Below are 1299 nucleotides of genomic sequence, written 5' to 3'. Positions count from 1 at the left end.
CTTCCCGAACTACCTCCTGCAAGGGAGTGCTCTTTGACAATGGCCAGACCGGCAACGGGGCGTGGCGGTGAACAAGCTTGGCTCCTTCTCCCCGTTCACGGGGAGAAGGTGCCGGCAGGCGGATGAGGGGCGGTTCGAACTTGGCGAATTTGGCTCTGCCCCTCACCCGACCCTCCGGGCCACCCTCTCCCCGCAAAACGGGGCGAGGGGACCCCACGCCAGCTGGGCATGCCGAAGCTGCAGGGGCATCGCCGCCGAAAGATTGGCGTGTTAAGCACTGCAGCTGACGGCCAAGCTGGTCGGACGCCGCACGCAGCGAAATGGAGTTCGCCGATGGCAGGTCAAGGCTCGAAAGCTGCCCAGCCGAGCATGTCGACGTGGCGCTTCAAGGCTGGTGTTTTCTTGCTGGGCCTGGTGATTGCCGCCTGGCTGTTGGTACCGGTCGCGGCGTGGCTCGGCGCCTCGGCAGGAACCATCGCGACACTCACCGGACTGATCTTCATCTGGAACAAGGCGGTCATCCTGCTGATGATCGCGATCATGGGCAAGCCGGGCTTTCAGCAGCTCAAGAGCAAGGTGCTCGCTGCCTTTCGCTCTCCGCCTGAAAGCAGTATCAGCCCGGCGCGCTACAATATCGGGCTCGTCATGTTCTGCGTCCCCTTGGTCACCGCGGCGCTCGAGCCCTACATCGACGCGGCATTTCCCGAGCTTCGCCCGAACCTGTTTGAGCTGCAGATACTCGGCGACCTGGTGTTCCTGGCCAGCTTTCTGGTGCTGGGGGGCAATTTCTGGGCAAAGATCCGCGCCTTGTTCAGCCGAACGGCGCGTGTCATCGATTTCGGTGAAACGGCTGGGCACGCCGATTTGGCCGCGTGAGCCCACGAGGCAAACCGCCGTTAAGCTACCTTCACGAGCACGGCGCTGTTGAACTCGATGACCTTGTCGCCGGTGGAGTCAAAACCCTCGGAATGGATGGTCATGATGCGCCAGCCGGGGCGTGAGGCGAGCGGCCGGTGGTCGAGGCCGCGCCGGGTGAAGGTCACCGTCTCGCCGGCATAGACCGGCTTCAGCCATTTCAGGTTCTTGAAGCCGGGCGAGGGGCCGAATTCCGGTTTCGGGCCGGGGCCCTCCCAGGCGCGGCCGCGATGCGCAAGGTTGAGCTTCATCCAGGCCGCAGTGGTGTGCCAGCCCGAAGCACACAGGCTGCCGAAGACGCTGGCCTTGGCGGCCTCCTCGTCGACATGGAAGGGCTGCGGATCGTATTTGCGGGCGAATTCCTTGATCGCCTCGGCCTCGAAA

General features: G+C 64.0%; 2 protein-coding genes. One reads left to right on the top strand and one right to left on the bottom strand.

Annotated elements, in window-relative coordinates; translation table 11 throughout:
* Positions 1-333: 333 nt before the first annotated feature.
* Complete coding sequence (locus tag AC1DUU_RS32310) at positions 334-876, top strand: transporter suffix domain-containing protein (RefSeq protein ID WP_476787367.1); 543 nt, start codon at positions 334-336, stop codon at positions 874-876.
* A gap of 20 nt (positions 877-896) precedes the next feature.
* On the opposite strand, the gene AC1DUU_RS32305 is transcribed toward AC1DUU_RS32310, so the two are convergent.
* Positions 897-1299 (bottom strand): MaoC family dehydratase (locus tag AC1DUU_RS32305; protein WP_476787366.1); only part of this gene is annotated, 403 nt, incomplete at its 5' end.

The organism is Aminobacter sp. P4_H6_2 (genome assembly GCF_056400805.1).
Note: the sequence above shows the minus strand (reverse complement) of the source record. Positions and strands in the feature narration are given on the sequence as shown.

What these genes read in the sequence shown, in the direction of transcription:
- AC1DUU_RS32310 (WP_476787367.1), top strand. Translation starts at nt 334, where the DNA reads ATGGCAGGTCAAGGCTCGAAAGCTGCCCAGCCGAGCATGTCGACGTGG.